The organism is Citrobacter sp. Ca225, assembly GCF_030337175.1.
Classification (GTDB): Bacteria; Pseudomonadota; Gammaproteobacteria; order Enterobacterales; family Enterobacteriaceae; genus Citrobacter_A; species Citrobacter_A amalonaticus.
The window spans coordinates 12,231-25,953 of record NZ_JAOWCD010000051.1 but is presented as its reverse complement, the minus strand read 5'-3'; the positions used below and the strand labels follow the sequence as shown (position 1 = coordinate 25,953).

At 54.8% G+C, this 13,723-nt stretch carries 15 protein-coding genes; 5 read left to right on the top strand and 10 right to left on the bottom strand.

Annotated elements, in window-relative coordinates:
* Positions 1-4: 4 nt before the first annotated feature.
* Entirely contained in the window at positions 5-223 is a 219-nt protein-coding gene (marB, locus tag OGW13_RS03900; protein WP_043000725.1) for a multiple antibiotic resistance protein MarB, read from the top strand.
* 105 nt (positions 224-328) lie between these two features.
* Here marB and OGW13_RS03895 read toward each other — a convergent pair whose 3' ends face one another.
* Together OGW13_RS03895 and eamA are read right to left on the bottom strand one after the other, a co-directional pair.
* Positions 329-682, bottom strand: a complete 354-nt coding sequence (locus tag OGW13_RS03895) for a nuclear transport factor 2 family protein (protein WP_044258874.1) — start codon at positions 680-682, stop codon at positions 329-331.
* 273 nt (positions 683-955) lie between these two features.
* Positions 956-1,858: an O-acetylserine/cysteine exporter gene (eamA, locus tag OGW13_RS03890; protein WP_043000727.1), complete on the bottom strand. Its 903-nt coding sequence runs from the start codon at positions 1,856-1,858 to the stop codon at positions 956-958.
* A gap of 196 nt (positions 1,859-2,054) precedes the next feature.
* Between eamA and ydeE the strand changes: the two genes are divergently transcribed.
* Complete coding sequence (ydeE, locus tag OGW13_RS03885) at positions 2,055-3,242, top strand: efflux MFS transporter YdeE (RefSeq protein WP_200041205.1); 1,188 nt, start codon at positions 2,055-2,057, stop codon at positions 3,240-3,242.
* A 35-nt stretch (positions 3,243-3,277) separates the two neighbouring features.
* On the opposite strand, the gene urtE is transcribed toward ydeE, so the two are convergent.
* The 7 genes from urtE to OGW13_RS03850 all read right to left on the bottom strand — a co-directional run bounded on the left by urtE (position 3,278) and on the right by OGW13_RS03850 (position 10,751).
* A complete protein-coding gene (gene urtE / locus OGW13_RS03880; RefSeq protein WP_043000729.1) occupies positions 3,278-3,976 on the bottom strand; it encodes an urea ABC transporter ATP-binding subunit UrtE in 699 nt (232 codons plus the stop codon).
* 9 nt (positions 3,977-3,985) lie between these two features.
* On the bottom strand, positions 3,986-4,783 hold the full coding sequence (gene urtD / locus OGW13_RS03875) for an urea ABC transporter ATP-binding protein UrtD (protein ID WP_043000730.1): 798 nt from the start codon (positions 4,781-4,783) through the stop codon (positions 3,986-3,988).
* Complete coding sequence (urtC, locus tag OGW13_RS03870) at positions 4,783-5,856, bottom strand: urea ABC transporter permease subunit UrtC (protein ID WP_043000731.1); 1,074 nt, start codon at positions 5,854-5,856, stop codon at positions 4,783-4,785. The genes urtD and urtC overlap by 1 nt, the downstream gene beginning before the upstream one ends.
* Positions 5,856-7,430, bottom strand: a complete 1,575-nt coding sequence (gene urtB, locus OGW13_RS03865) for an urea ABC transporter permease subunit UrtB (RefSeq protein WP_104446439.1) — start codon at positions 7,428-7,430, stop codon at positions 5,856-5,858. Before urtB ends, urtC begins: the two co-directional genes overlap by 1 nt.
* Before the next feature lie 167 nt (positions 7,431-7,597).
* On the bottom strand, positions 7,598-8,869 hold the full coding sequence (gene urtA / locus OGW13_RS03860) for an urea ABC transporter substrate-binding protein (protein WP_043000733.1): 1,272 nt from the start codon (positions 8,867-8,869) through the stop codon (positions 7,598-7,600).
* A 225-nt stretch (positions 8,870-9,094) separates the two neighbouring features.
* Positions 9,095-10,198, bottom strand: coding sequence for a cobalamin-independent methionine synthase II family protein (locus OGW13_RS03855; RefSeq protein ID WP_054177040.1), 1,104 nt, complete (start codon positions 10,196-10,198; stop codon positions 9,095-9,097).
* 151 nt (positions 10,199-10,349) lie between these two features.
* Positions 10,350-10,751: a rhodanese-like domain-containing protein gene (locus tag OGW13_RS03850; RefSeq protein ID WP_044258864.1), complete on the bottom strand. Its 402-nt coding sequence runs from the start codon at positions 10,749-10,751 to the stop codon at positions 10,350-10,352.
* A 73-nt stretch (positions 10,752-10,824) separates the two neighbouring features.
* Between OGW13_RS03850 and ftrA the strand changes: the two genes are divergently transcribed.
* From ftrA to OGW13_RS25815, 3 genes are all read left to right on the top strand, one after another.
* Positions 10,825-11,817 carry a transcriptional regulator FtrA gene (gene ftrA / locus OGW13_RS03845; protein ID WP_043000736.1) on the top strand — a complete coding sequence of 331 codons (993 nt, stop codon included), beginning with the start codon at positions 10,825-10,827 and terminating at the stop codon, positions 11,815-11,817.
* A gap of 103 nt (positions 11,818-11,920) precedes the next feature.
* A complete protein-coding gene (gene mgtS / locus OGW13_RS03840; protein WP_000901367.1) occupies positions 11,921-12,016 on the top strand; it encodes a protein MgtS in 96 nt (31 codons plus the stop codon).
* Positions 12,016-12,123, top strand: coding sequence for a hypothetical protein (locus OGW13_RS25815; protein WP_224267578.1), 108 nt, complete (start codon positions 12,016-12,018; stop codon positions 12,121-12,123). The genes mgtS and OGW13_RS25815 overlap by 1 nt, the downstream gene beginning before the upstream one ends.
* A 433-nt stretch (positions 12,124-12,556) precedes the next feature.
* Here OGW13_RS25815 and OGW13_RS03835 read toward each other — a convergent pair whose 3' ends face one another.
* Positions 12,557-13,723, bottom strand: coding sequence for a serine hydrolase domain-containing protein (locus OGW13_RS03835; protein ID WP_099434132.1), 1,167 nt, complete (start codon positions 13,721-13,723; stop codon positions 12,557-12,559).

The following is a 13,723-nucleotide window of genomic DNA, read 5'->3' as shown; positions in this document are numbered from 1 at the left end:
AATCATGAAACTGTTGTCTTCTGCAATGCTGGCCCTGCTGCTTGTTGTCTCAGGTCAGAGCGTTGCGGAGCAATCCGCGCAGCCCACCACGACAAACAGTCGTGACACGATGATTGTCCCCACTTCACAGGAACAGTCGCCGTTTGATTTTAATCACATGGGCGCGGGAAGTGACAAGTCCGACGAACTGGGCGTGCCCTATTACAACCGGCACAGCCTGTGATTCGTTTTCGCCCTGCTGAAAAGCGGGGCTTTTTTTATCCCCCTGATCGTTATATTCTTAAAATTTCCCGCAGCGCCGTTTTCGCTCTTCTTTTACGTATTCATTTTATTCAATAGGCAAATTATGCTGCTTCAAGAAAGTTAGCTTATCCCAGTAGCCTCTTTGAAATAAAATTTTATTATTTACTATTTGGAAAAAACCGCAACCTCTCAGACCTAATGGGTCACGCCACTCTAAAATTGCCCATTGTCCATCTTCGAAAATGTTTTCAACGATACAAACCATATCCGTGTAAGAAAAATCTTGTTCAAACATTTTCTTTATCGCCTCTTTACCAATAACTGGCTCATTGGCAACCTGATGGTTTATTGCATTCTCATCATATAATTCTGAAATAGTTTCTATATCAGCATTATTAAATGCGTCAACCCATTGGCAAAGTATCTCTTTTGGCGTCATATAATTTACCTCCAACCTGTGAACATTCCCTCGTCGTAACATATCATCAAAAAATTATCAAGTTCAACATTTATTTAAAATATAGCCATTACTTAAAAATAGAGCAGCCTGTACATGGCTGCTCTATTAAAATATCTGTTACTATTTTTAAATTCACTTCTAAGTATTAAATGACAATGGATGATTGTGATAATATTAACGTCAGTTTTTACCTGCCAGGCCTGATCAGCGCAGCGACATCAGGCAATCCCTGCGCTATTCGCTTTTTCCGACCTACGATCCCCTCACCTGCGCCGTTCTGCGCCAGCGAAAACCAAACACATTGATGTACAGACCGGCCATGATCAGCACCGCGCCAAACAGCTGTAATGCGCTCAGCGTTTCGTCGAGCAGCAGCGCCGCGCTGGCCAGTCCCACCACCGGCACCAGCAGGGAGAGCGGCGCAACACGCCAGGTTTCATAACGCCCGAGCAGCGTCCCCCAGATCCCGTAGCCGACTATCGTGGCAACAAAGGCCAGATAGACCAGCGATAAGATCGTGGTCAGATCGATGGCAATCAGGCTTTCAACGATTTGCGTCGCGCCGTCGAGCAACAGCGACGCTGCAAAGAACGGCAGTATCGGAATCAGTGCGCTCCAGACCACCAGCGACATTACCGGCGGGCGCGAGGCATGCCCCATTATTTTTTTATTGAAGATATTGCCGCAGGCCCAGCTAAATGCCGCCGCCAGCGTCAGCATAAAGCCGAGCATCCCGACATGCTGTCCGTTGAGGCTGCCTTCAATCAGCACCAGCACACCAAAAATTGCGAGCGCAATTCCGGCAATTTGTTTGCCCTGCAAACGTTCGCCAAAGGCAAATGCGCCCAGCACGATGGTGAAAAAGGCCTGAGCCTGCAATACCAGCGACGCCAGTCCAGCTGGCATGCCAAACTTGATCGCGCAAAACAGAAAGGCAAACTGACCGAAGCTGATTGTCAGGCCGTAACCGAGCAGCAGCGACAGCGGAATACGCGGACGCGCAACAAAAAATATCGCCGGAAACGCCACCAGCAAAAAGCGCAACCCCGCCAGCATCAGCGGTGGCATTGCATGCAGCCCCACCTTAATGACAACAAAGTTCAGCCCCCAAACCACCACCACCAGTAATGCCAACAGCCCGTCTTTGCGCGTCATACCACCGCTCCGCGAAGTTTAAATTTTTGTAAACAAGTTAAAGTAACGGAAATGAGTAGCCCGCAACAGATCATTAATTCTGGTAGGGATAGCAGTGCACAATAGAACAATTTATCCGCTATACATCACACTTTTGCCGTGTTATTTCTTTACATATCTAAAACAAATATAACGAAACGCACTGTCGGGCAGAGAAATGAACAAAACGCTGAGACGATCCACCCTTGCTTTACTCGCCTCCTCACTGTTACTGACGATCGGTCGTGGCGCAACGCTGCCCTTCATGACCATTTATCTGAGTCGCCAGTACGACCTGAGCGTGGATCTGATCGGCTATGCCATGACCATTGCGTTGACCATCGGCGTGGTCTTTAGCCTTGGCTTTGGCATTCTGGCGGACAAATTCGACAAGAAGCGCTACATGCTTCTGGCGATTTCCGCCTTTGCCTTTGGCTTTATCGCCATTCCGTTGGTTGATAGCGTAATGCTGGTGGTGCTGCTTTTTGCCCTGATCAACTGCGCTTATTCGGTGTTTGCCACCGTGCTGAAAGCCTGGTTTGCCGACCATCTTTCGCCCGGCGCGAAGGCAAAAATCTTTTCGCTCAACTATACGGTACTGAATATCGGCTGGACCGTTGGCCCGCCGCTCGGCACGCTGCTGGTGATGCAGAGCATCAACTTACCCTTCTGGCTCGCCGCCTTCTGCTCCGCCTTTCCGCTGGTGTTTATCCAGCTTCTGGTCAAGCGTTCTGCCGCCGCCGTTAATAGCGAAAACAGCGTCGCCTGGTCGCCTGCGGTACTGCTGCATGATAAAGCACTGTTCTGGTTTACGCTGTCGGCGTTTCTGGCCTCGTTTGTTTCCGGTGCGTTTGCGTCCTGTCTCTCTCAGTACGTGATGGTCGTCGCCGATGGCAATTTCGCTGAGAAAGTCGTGGCGGTGGTGTTGCCCGTCAACGCCGCGGTGGTCGTCAGCTTGCAGTATGCCGTGGGGCGCAGACTGACGCCGGCTAACATTCGTCCGCTGATGGGCTTTGGCACCGTCTGTTTTGTCATTGGTCTCGGCGGGTTCATGATCTCCGGCAACAGCCTGCTGCTCTGGGGCGTATCCGCCGCGATCTTTACGCTTGGTGAAGTGATCTACGCACCAGGTGAATACATGCTGATCGATAACATCGCCCCACCGGGTATGAAGGCCAGTTATTTCTCCGCGCAGTCGCTGGGTTGGTTGGGGGCGGCGTTTAACCCGTTGGCCAGCGGCGTCATTCTGACCTCATTCCCCGCCTGGACGCTGTTTATCGTCCTGATGGTGGCGATTATTGTCGCGTGGGCGCTGATGCTTAAAGGCATGCGTGTCAGATCCTGGGGCCAACCGGCGTTGTGTTGAGCTGATGTCGTGCAGATCCAAGGCCTGCACGGCTGTCAGATAGCCACTAAACCGCGTACCCCTTCCGATTCCATATTTTCGCCGCGTCCCCGTTGAATAATGCTACCGCGCGACATCAGCAGATAGTTATCCGCCAGTTCCGCTGCAAAGTCGTAGAACTGCTCAACCAGCAGAATCGCCATATCGCCACGCCGGGCGAGCTGAGCGATCACCTGTCCTATCTCTTTGATCACCGACGGCTGAATCCCCTCCGTCGGTTCATCGAGAATCAATAACTGCGGACGACTCGCCAGCGCGCGGCCAATCGCCAGTTGCTGCTGTTGACCACCGGAGAGATCGCCGCCGCGCCGCTGTTTCATCTCTTTCAGTACCGGGAATAGTGTGTAGATCTCTTCCGGAACCGCTTTCGCTTCGCGTGACGAAAAGCGCGACAGCCCCAGCAACAGGTTTTCTTCCACCGTCAGTCGCGGGAAAATTTCGCGGCCCTGCGGCACATACGCGATGCCCGCCTGTACCCGCTGATGCGGCTTGCGATGGGTGATGTTCTTTTCCTGCCAGGTCACCGTTCCGCTACGCGCCGGTATCAGCCCCATCAGACATTTCAGCAAGGTGGTTTTACCGACGCCGTTGCGACCCAGCAGACAGGTCACTTCACCAGGGCTGGCGTCAAAGGTGACGCCGCGCAGAATATGGCTGCCACCATAATATTGATTCAGTTCATTTACCTGTAGCATCTGTACTCCTTAGCGCCCAAGATAGACGTCAATCACCTGCTCGTTGGCCTGCACCTCACGCAGACTGCCTTCCGCCAGTACGCTTCCCTGATGGAGCACCGTGACGTGGTCGGCGATGGTTTCTACAAAGCCCATATCATGCTCCACTACCATCAGCGAATGTTTGCCCGCCAGCGTACGAAACAGTTCTGCGGTATATTCCGTCTCTGCATCGGTCATGCCAGCGGCGGGTTCATCCAGCAATAGCAGGTGCGGCTCCTGCACCAACAGCATACCGATCTCGAGAAACTGCTTCTGGCCGTGTGACAGCATCCCGGCATGGCGCCCTCTTTCGGTCCGCAGGCGCAGCAAGCCAAGCATCTCATCGATGCGGTCGCGCTGTTCGCTGTTTAACTTTGCGCGCAGTGACGCCCACACCGATTTATCGTTTTTCATCGCCAGCTCAAGGTTTTCTGCCACCGTCAGCGCTTCGAACACCGTCGGCTTTTGAAACTTACGGCCAATACCCTGACGGGCAATGGCGATCGGATCCAACGCGGTCAGATCGGTTGACTGGTCATACAGCGCCTTTCCGCTTTGCGGACGCGTCTTCCCGGTAATCACATCCATCAGCGTGGTTTTCCCCGCGCCGTTAGGACCAATGACGCAACGCAGTTCGCCAACGCCAATATTCAGCGTGAGATTGGTTAATGCCTGAAAACCGTCAAAGCTGACGTTGATGTTTTCCAGTTGCAGCACCGGGTCCGTCTGCTGGCGATAGCGATCGCCGGGAACCTGGCGGGTAAAAAGGCCTTCATCCGGCTGCATTATTTGTCTCCTTTACGAAACAGGCCAATCACGCCACGGGGTAAAAACAGCGTGACGCCGATGAAGATCAGCCCCAGAAACAGCTGCCAGTATTCCGGCATGATGACGGTAAAGAGGCTTTTGGCACCGTTTACCATCACCGCACCAATGACCGGGCCGATCAGCGAGCCACGCCCGCCGAGCGCCACCCAGATGGCGGCTTCGATAGAGTTAGTGGGCGACATTTCGCTGGGGTTAATGATCCCGACCTGCGGCACATACAGTGCGCCTGCCAACCCGCACAACACGGCAGAGAGCGTCCAGACCAGCAATTTGAAACCTTTCGGGTCATAGCCGCAAAACATCAGCCGGTTTTCCGCGTCGCGCACGGCGGTGAGGATCCGGCCAAACTTACTGCGCGCCAGCGCAAACCCCAGCCACAATGCCAGTACCAGCAACCCTAGCGTCGCCAGAAACAGTCCGATACGGGTGGTGGTGGCAGTGACCGACAGCCCCAGAAGCGTGGTAAAACCGGTAAACCCGTTGTTGCCGCCAAAACCGGTCTCATTACGAAAGAACAGCAACATACCGGCGAAGGTCAGCGCCTGCGTCATGATCGAAAAGTAGACGCCTTTAATCTTCGAGCGGAAAGCGAAGTAGCCAAAGATCAGCGCCAGTCCGCCGGGCACCAGTACCACCAGCGCCATTGCCCACGCAAAATGCTGGGTTCCCCACCAGAACCACGGCAACTCGCTCCAGGAGAGAAAGGACATAAACGCGGGCAGCCCTTCACCGGAGGCCTGGCGCATCAGATACATCCCCATCGCGTAACCGCCAAGCGCAAAGAAAAGCCCGTGTCCCAGCGACAGCATCCCGGCATACCCCCAGACCAGATCCAGTGCGACCGCCACCACCGCGTAGCAGAGAATTTTCCCGGCAAGCGTCAACGTCCACACGGAAATCGCCAGCGGATGATCGGCGGGCAGCAAGGCAAGAAACGGCAGCACCATCAGCGCCAGCAGGATAATCCCCGCCAGCACCCGACTGATGCGCGGCGCTTTACGCGCCAGTGTTAAGGTCATTGGCATGGTCATTATTCGGTGACTCTCCCTTTCAGAGCAAACAGTCCCTGGGGTCGCTTCTGGATAAACAGAATGATCAACACCAGAATGACAATCTTCCCGAGTACCGCACCCATCTGCGGTTCAAGGATTTTGTTGAACACACCGAGACCGAACGCCGCCGCCACGCTACCGGCAAGTTGGCCGACGCCGCCCAGCACCACCACCAGAAAGGAGTCGATGATATAACCCTGGCCCAGTTCCGGACCGACGTTACCCAGTTGCGACAGGGCGACGCCGCCAAGTCCGGCAATACCTGAACCCAGGCCAAAGGCCAGCATATCCACACGCCCCGTCGGAACACCGCAGCAGGCCGCCATACTGCGGTTCTGGGTCACGGCGCGTACCCGCATGCCCAGCCGCGTTTTATTCAGCAGCAGCCAGGTGAAGAACAGCACCAGAAGCGCGAACCCCAGCACCACAATGCGATTCCACGGTAGTACCAGACTGGCGTAAACCTGTACGCCACCCGACAGCCACGCCGGATTCGCCACCTCCAGGTTTTGTGCCCCGAAGGTCATCCGCACAAGCTGGATCAGCATCAGGCTGATACCCCACGTCGCCAGCAGCGTTTCCAGTGGACGTCCGTAAAGATGGCGGATCACCCCGCGTTCCAGAATCATTCCCGCGCCAGCGGTAAACATAAAGGCAACCGGCAAAGCAACCAGCGGATAAAAAGCCAGCCACTGCGGGACAAACTGCGCCATCGCCTGTTGCACCATCCACGTACAGTAAGCCCCGAGCATCAGCATTTCGCCGTGCGCCATGTTGATCACTCCCAACAGGCCGTAGGTGATCGCCAACCCGAGCGCCGCCAGCAGCAGCACCGATCCAAGCGACAGCCCCATAAACGCCTGTCCAAGCAGATCGCCAATCGCCATTCGCTGTTGGATACGCGCCAGGCTGTCACTGGCCACCGCGCGCACGCTGGCATCCGGTTCATGCGCTTTGTCAGTAAACGGTTGCAGGCGTGCCTGCATTTCCGGATCGCTGGAGTCGCCCAACAGCATGATCGCCTGACGGCGAATCTCCGCCGATGGACTGGCCAGTTGCAGGTTAGCCAGAACGCGGGTCAGGCGTGATTTCACCTCCGCATCAGTTTCCTGTGCCAGGCGCTGTTGGATAAAAGGCAGCATGGACGGCTGTGCGTCGCGCTGTAGCGTACGGGTAGCCGCCAGCCTTTGTGTGACACTGTCACTAACAAGTTGATGCGTCGCCAGCGCGCCGGCAACAAGAATGCGCAGTCGGTTGGTCAGGCGTAGGGGTTTTAACGTTCCCGTTGGGCTACTGGCCGTTCCCAGAGGCACAACCTGCGTTCCCTCGCGGGTGAAAGCCTGTTTTGTGCTGTCGGTGAGCAGCGCCTCCCGGCTCAGCGACGTCAGCAGCGGCAAACGCTGAGGGTCAGGTGTTGCCGCCCACTGTTCGAGCAGTTGCGCCTGGACGGTACGGCTGGCGGCGACAAACGCGTCGGCATCGCTGGCCTGAACGAACCCTGGCAGAAGCCCGAACGCCAGCAACAAACCGCGAATAAAGCCCATGGCTTTCATGTCAAGATCTCCAGAAGTCACCCTCTGCGGGAGGGATAAGCACGTTGACAAACCTTGCGACGCTTTCGCCTTATCCGGCCTACATCTGCTTAACCCTGCTCGGTGTAGGCCCGATAAGCTTGCGCCATCGGGCATGTCGCCGTCTGCCCCCGCCGAAGCGGTTGATTTTAGTTGCTGGCGGTTTTCACTGGTTGTTCTGATTTCTTGTCATTACCGGCAATGAACGGGCTCCACGGCTGGGCGCGAACCGGTTCTTCAGTCTGCCAGACGACGTTGAACTGACCGTTGCCTTCAATCTCGCCAATCATCACCGGTTTATGCAGATGGTGGTTGGTGGCATCCATCGTCAGCGTAAAGCCCGACGGTGCCGGGAAGGACTGTCCGGCCATTGCCGCCCGGACTTTATCGACATCTGTCGTCCCGGCTTTTTCGACGGCCTGCGCCCACATATGCAGACCCACGTACGTGGCTTCCATCGGATCGTTTGTCACCACGGTGTCAGCATTTGGCAGCTTATGGGCTTTGGCGTACGCACGATAATCGGCAACAAATTTCTGGTTGGTGGCGTTATCGACCGATTCGAAGTAGTTCCAGGCGGCAAGGTTGCCAACCAGCGGTTTGGTATCAATCCCGCGCAGTTCTTCTTCACCCACCGAGAACGCGACCACCGGAACATCGGTGGCTTTCAGGCCCTGGTTTGCCAGCTCTTTATAAAACGGGACGTTGGAATCGCCGTTGATGGTTGAAACGACAGCCGTTTTGCCACCTGCGGAGAATTTTTTGATATTGGCGACAATGGTCTGGTAATCACTGTGACCAAACGGGGTGTAGACCTCTTCGATGTCTTTATCCGCAACCCCTTTCGAATGCAGGAACGCACGCAGGATCTTGTTGGTGGTGCGCGGATAAACATAGTCGGTGCCCAGCAGGAAGAAGCGTTTGGCGCTCCCACCATCCTCACTCAGCAGGTATTCAACCGCCGGGATCGCCTGCTGGTTGGGTGCCGCGCCAGTGTAGAAGACGTTCGGCGACATCTCTTCCCCTTCGTACTGTACAGGGTAGAACAGCAGGCCGTTCAGCTCCTCAAAAACCGGCAATACTGACTTACGCGACACGGAGGTCCAGCAGCCAAACACTACCGCCACCTTATCCTGGCTCAACAGCTGTCGGGCTTTCTCGGCGAACAGCGGCCAGTTCGAAGCCGGATCAACCACCACCGGTTCCAGCTTTTTGCCTAATACGCCCCCTTTGGCGTTGATCTCATCAATCGTCATCAGGGCCACATCTTTCAGCGGTGTTTCGGAGATCGCCATCGTGCCGGACAGTGAGTGCATAATGCCCACTTTAATGGTATCGGCGGCCTGAACGCTAAAACTGAGTCCCATCGCAGCCACCGAGGCCGAGAGGGCAAACGCTTTGAGTAAGGTACGACGCTGCATAATTTCACTCCTGAAAATAAAAATGCTGTGAGTTCTGGTGCTACCGACAAACAACACGGCGCAAAAAAGAGTTCAGGAGGAATAAGGCAAAAAGGATGCCAGGACGAAGGCAGAAAGGAAAAAGCGTTGGCGTGCGCGGCCTGCAAGGCTTCGCGCGGGGGATGCTCCACAATGTACCCGCGTTGCATTATTTATGTGCAACGCGGTGTGCATTATTGAGGCAACTTACCAGACCTGTTGAGCTATTTCGGTGATAAGTTTGATTTTGTTCCACTGCTGGGCTTCCGTGAGCGAATTCCCCTCTTCCGTTGAGGCAAAGCCGCACTGCGGGCTGAGACAAATTTGCGCGTGGTCGACATATTGTGCCGCTTCCTGCAGGCGTGCTTTTACGCCATCCGGGTTTTCCAGTTCACCATTTTTCGTCGTCACCAGTCCCAGAACCACCTGCTGATGGCCAGGACGGATAAAACGCAGCGGCGCAAAATCGCCAGAGCGATCGTTGTCGTACTCCAGGAAGAAAGCATCGACATTGACGCTGCCGAACAGGATCTCCGCAACCGGTTCATAGCCGCCTTCAGAGATCCAGGTTGAACGGAAGTTGCCGCGACATACGTGCAGTCCCACCGTCATGTCGGCGGGTTTTTCCGCCAGCGCCCGGTTGATCACATCGGCGTAAATTCGCGCCAGCGCATCAGGGTCGTCACCACGTTCGCGAATTTGCTGGCGCTGAGCATCGGAACAGAGGTAAGCCCACACCGTGTCATCCAGTTGCAAATAGCGACAACCTGCGGCATAGAAAGCGTGGATCGCATCGCGCCAGGTGGTCGCCAGATCGTCAAAATAGTCCTTCAGATCCGGATAGACCGTGGCATCGATATCTTTACGTCCGCCGCGAAAGTGCAACACGCTGGGGCTGGGAATCGTCATCTTCGGCTGGGCGTTACCGCTAATGCTCTTCAGATAGCGAAAATCTTCCAGCATCGGATGATCGCCGAACGCCAGTTTACCCGTGACCCGAACGCCATGTGCTTTGGTCTGTACGCCGTTAAACTGAATTCCCTGCTGTGAGTCATAACGTTCAACCCCTTGCAAACCATCGAAGAAATCAAAATGCCACCAGGCGCGACGGAACTCGCCGTCCGTCACCACATGCAGACCACAGGCGCACTGCTGTTCGACCACCCGACGAATGGCGTCGTCTTCAATGGCGCGCAGCTGTGGTGCGCTTAACTCGCCGCGTGAAAACTGCTGACGAGCCACTTTGATATCGTCGGGACGTAAAAAGCTGCCAACGACTTCTGCGCGAAATGGGGCCTGTTGTCTTTGCATGTGATCTCCTTCGTCGTCAGGCAAAGGTTGCCTGACGTGATAGTTTCTTATTTGAATATTTAGACTTCTGGATGTCTATGCGTCCAAATTGACATACCCTTGTCGGACAGGCAAACGAGATAAATTCATGGCTTATGAAAAAAATTCATCTTCACTCCGCAAGACAGGAAAACGCGAACCCTTCATCTTCCCATCCGGTGATGCCGCCAATCATGACCTTTACCGGTATGCCCAGTCTGGCGAGCGTTAATGCCGCCCGGTCGGCACCGTTACAGTGAGGTCCGGCGCAGTAAACCACGAACAGCGTATCCGCAGGCCACTGCGCCATCCGTTCGGCGGTCATCATGGCGTGCGGCAGATGAATCGCCCCGGGAAGATGACGACGTGCAAACGCCTCCGGTTTTCCCACCACGTGGAGTAAGACGAAATCGGGTTCCCCCTTGCGCATACTCTCATGGACGTCGGCACAATCGGTTTCCAGACTCAGACGCGACAGGAAATGGTTGACCGCAACGGTGGATGCGGCGGCGGGAAACTCAGTGACATGACTCATTCTACTTTCTCCTCAGTGACGATTATGTTTACAATAATTTAACCATCTCTGAGCTGACGTACCGCCTTCGACCATGCCAAAAAACACCAGGATTCTGCCAAAATCGCCGCGCCCGCTTGTGGTCGTACTCGCCTATGACGGACTGTGCACCTTCGAGTTTGGCGTAGCGGTCGAAGTCTTTGGTCTGCCGCGCCCGGAACTGGGCGCGGACTGGTATCGTTTTGCCGTCGCGTCGGTCGATGCCGGTCCACTCCGCGCGACCGGCGGCGTGCGGTTGATGGTGGATGGGGGACTGGAACTGTTGGCTGAGGCCGATATCGTTGTGGTTCCCGGCTGGCGAGGCAGCGACGCGCCGGTACCCGAAGCCTTGTGTACCGCGCTGCGTGCCGCGTGGGCGCGAGGTTGCCGTCTGTTGTCGATCTGTTCTGGCGTGTTTGTACTGGCAGCGACAGGGTTGCTGGACGGGCGCAAGGCCACCACTCACTGGCGCTACACGGACACGCTCCGGCAGCGTTTTCCGGCTATCGAGGTGCTTGATGACGTTCTCTACCATGATGCCGGACTGTTGCTGACCTCGGCGGGCAGCGCAGCGGGGATCGATCTGTGTCTTTATCTGATCCGCGAGGACTATGGTCTTGAGGTTGCCAACAGCGTTGCCCGACGGCTGGTGGTGCAGCCCCATCGCGATGGCGCACAGCCACAGCAGCTTCTGCGCCCCGTTGCCCGGCAGCGTGAAAGTCAGACGCTGGGCCAGTTGTTTGATTTTCTGCATCAGAATCTGACGGTGAATCACGATACCGCCTCGCTGGCCAAACGCGCCGGGATGAGTCCGCGGACGTTTTTGCGTCGTTTTACCGATTGTACCGGCACCACGCCTGCACGCTGGATCCTCAACGAACGCTTATTACGGGCGCGCGATTACCTGGAAAACTCACCGCTCAGCGTGGAATTGATCGCGGAACAAACTGGTTTTGGCAGCGCCGCGTTATTTCGCCACCATTTTCGCCACATGTATTGTCTGTCTCCTTCACAATATCGAAAGAAATTTACGCTTATCGCTAAATAATCACCTAATTCAGCTTTTGTTTAGGTTAAAGCTGCTATTATCTCTTTCACCAACCAAATTAAGGTAAGCGAGGAAACACACTACTCATTAAATGGAGGCAAACATGCTGGGTAATATGAACGTTTTTATGGCCGTTCTGGGGATTATTTTATTTTCTGGATTTCTGGCCGCGTATTTCAGCCACAAATGGGATGACTAATGAACGGAGAAAGTCCTGAACCGATAAGGCCCCTTGTCGCATCACTGCACAAGGGGCCATTTTTTATGGCTGACGGGCAAAAAAAACCGCCGGATAACCGACGGTGAATGCTTGCATGGATAGATTTGTATTTTACTTTTTCCACCGTCCCGCCACTCCCGGCAGCGACAATGGATCACTTACACCTTACCACGCCGATTCTCAATGAATGTTAAACGGCAGGCGCTAAGATTGAGGCGTTTCTCGTTTCCACTCTTTTTTACTCTGGCAAGATGCAGTACGGGAAGACCACGGCTCAACAGAGCGTGTATTCTGTAAGTCCTGCGTTTCGGGACGGGAATTCCAGCGTTTTCTCTGTAATTTCTTGCCCATGAACAGCTGCATATTACCTCCGGTTGTCACTGCTTTAATCCATTAATCAATTTGTTGAAGGGAATGTAGCATATCGAGTGCAGGTTAATGTCAATAAACCGCCTGTTTTGTAAAGGCGGCAACCCACCACGAATTATTGGCAGCGAAAACGTCAACTAGCGGTTTAATTTACCGCGGAGCTAACTGACTGAGAATGGTGTGCCCCAGATAATTACTCCAGTTAAAACTATTTTGCAGAACCACCACCGCATTCTGGTTCTTTTTATCAAAGCCAATATAACTGGAATAACCGCCAATATATCCGACCTGATATGTGATCTGACGATCGGCTAACGTATCGGTTACCCATGCAATATTTGCGGCTTCTTTCTGACGATAAAACTGGGTTCTGGCGACGTCCGCAAATGCACGGGCAAGCCCGGCATTGTCTTGCGTGGCAAAATGCGCTCGCGCATAGCCCGCCAGATCGCGCGCACTGCTGTATAAACTCGCCGCCCCGACCATATTGTGGTTAAACGTCCAGTCAGGCGTCAGTTCACCGCGTCGAATAAGCTTGGGCTGATCTCCCGCGTGACCTAATGCGCGATACGGATAGGCGTTGAGCGTCATGGGCTCAAAACTGCTGTTGTTCATCTGTAATGGCTGGAAAATCAGACGATTCGCCAGCGACGGGATCGACTCGCCGGTACGATGCTGCACGATGAAACCGAGCAGCGCGTAACCGATATTGGAATAGTGCGGCACGCGTGCCTCGGGCGCGGTGAAGTCGGCAAGAGAAGTCAGCACCGTATCGTTATCCAGTTGGGTATAGAAATTCTCCCCCGAACTGAAATAGCGCAGGAGATTTTCCAGAGTCAGCAGATCCATCGGCTGTCTGGGCAGGCCGGAGGTATGCGTCGCCAGTTGCAGCAGGGTAATCTTTCTGGCGTCATCGCTCAGCGGCGTATCTGCTGGCAGAAGCTGCGCCAGCGTGTCGTTCCAGTGCAGCACACCCTGATTCACCAGCACGGTAGTGATTTCGGCCGTTACCCCTTTACTCAGCGACCCCAGCGCAAACAGCGTGTCCGGGGTGATCGGATATTGATGTCGGCTGTCGGTCACACCGTAACTGTGGAACTCAGCGGGTCCGTTATGTTGAATGACCGCAACCACCATTCCGCTCACCTGCTTTTCCTGCATATACTGGTGGATCATCGGATCGATACCGCGCGCATAGTACCCCACCACCGCCTGCGCACTCTGTTCGGCAGGCATATTCAACTGCGATAAGGTGCTGTTGCTACAACCAGTCAGCAGCAGAGCAGAAGAAAGAAGGAGTGGCGCGGACGCTTTCAT